Below are 1,735 nucleotides of genomic sequence, written 5' to 3'. Positions count from 1 at the left end.
GAAATTGAGAGGCTCCCGTGGCCCGCAACACTCCCATCGAGCGTTACCGCAACTTCGGCATCATGGCTCACATCGATGCTGGCAAGACCACCACGTCCGAGCGCATCCTGTTCTACACCGGCAAGAGCCACAAGATCGGTGAAGTGCACGACGGCGCTGCCACCATGGACTGGATGGAGCAGGAGCAGGAGCGTGGCATCACGATCCAGTCCGCTGCGACCACCGCGTTCTGGAAGGGCATGGACAAGTCCCTGCCGGAGCACCGCTTCAACATCATCGATACCCCCGGACACGTCGACTTCACCATCGAAGTGGAGCGTTCGCTGCGCGTGCTCGACGGTGCGGTGTTCGTGCTGTGCGCCGTCGGTGGCGTGCAGCCGCAGTCGGAAACCGTSTGGCGCCAGGCCAACMGGTACAAGGTGCCGCGCATTGCCTTCGTCAACAAGATGGACCGCACCGGTGCCAACTTCACCAAGGTCGTGGGCCAGCTGAAGGCCAAGCTCGGCGCCACCGCCGTGCCGATGCAGCTGCCGATCGGCGCTGAAGAAGGCTTCAAGGGCGTGGTCGACCTSATCAAGATGAAGGCSATCMWYTGGGAYGAAGCCTCGCAGGGCATGAAGTTCGAGTACCTGGAAATCCCGGCCGACATGCAGGCGGAGGCCGAAGAGGCCCGCACCTACATGATCGAAGCCGCGGCTGAAGCCAGCGAAGAGCTGATGGAAAAGTACCTGGGCGGCGAAGAACTGACCGAGGCCGAGATCGTCGAGGCCCTGCGCGTGCGCACCCTGGCCACCGACATCGTGCCGATGTACTGCGGTTCGGCGTTCAAGAACAAGGGCGTGCAGGCCATGCTCGACGGCGTGGTGCAGCTGCTGCCGTCGCCGATCGACGTGCCGGACGTGACCGGTACCGACGTGGACGATGAAACCATCGCCCTGAGCCGCAAGTCCGACGACAAGGCCCCGTTCTCGGCCCTGGCCTTCAAGATCATCACCGATCCGTTCGTGGGCGCGCTGACCTTCTTCCGTGTCTACTCGGGCACCCTGAACGCCGGCGACCAGCTGCTGAACTCGGTCAAGGGCAAGAAGGAGCGCATCGGCCGCATCCTGCAGATGCATTCCAACGATCGCGAAGAGATCAAGGAAGTGCTGGCCGGTGACATCGCGGCTGCTGTGGGCCTGAAGGACACCACCACCGGTGACACCCTGTGCTCGCAGGACCACCCGATCATCCTGGAGCGCATGGTGTTCCCGGAGCCGGTCATCTCGATGGCCGTCGAACCGAAGACCAAGTCCGACCAGGAAAAGATGGGTCTGGCCCTCGGCCGTCTGGCCCAGGAAGATCCGTCGTTCCGCGTCAAGACCGACGAAGAATCCGGCCAGACCATCATCTCGGGCATGGGCGAGCTGCACCTGGACATCATCGTCGACCGCATGAAGCGCGAGTTCAACGTTGAAGCCAACGTGGGCAAGCCGCAGGTTGCGTACCGCGAAACCATTCAGATGGCCGACGTCAAGTCGGACTACAAGCACGCCAAGCAGTCCGGTGGTAAGGGTCAGTACGGTCACGTCGTGATCGAGCTGTCGCCGATCACCGCTGAAGACCGTGCAGATCCGAAGCTGGCCGCCGGCATCAAGGATGATTTCCTGTTCATCAACGACATCACCGGTGGCGTGATTCCGAAGGAATTCATTCCGTCGATCGAAAAGGGCCTGCGCGAAACCATCACCAGCGG

The 1,735-nt window shown here is 62.2% G+C and carries 1 protein-coding gene; it reads left to right on the top strand.

The genetic code is table 11. The features are described 5' to 3' along the window. Positions 1 to 17: 17 nt before the first annotated feature. Positions 18 to 1,735, top strand: a 1,718-nt coding sequence (gene fusA / locus ACXJKH_RS19945) for an elongation factor G (RefSeq protein ID WP_457321960.1), incomplete at its 3' end; no start/stop codon positions are given.

Source organism: Stenotrophomonas sp. P5_B8, from assembly GCF_054049855.1.
This window is presented reverse-complemented; position numbering and strand designations above follow the sequence as displayed.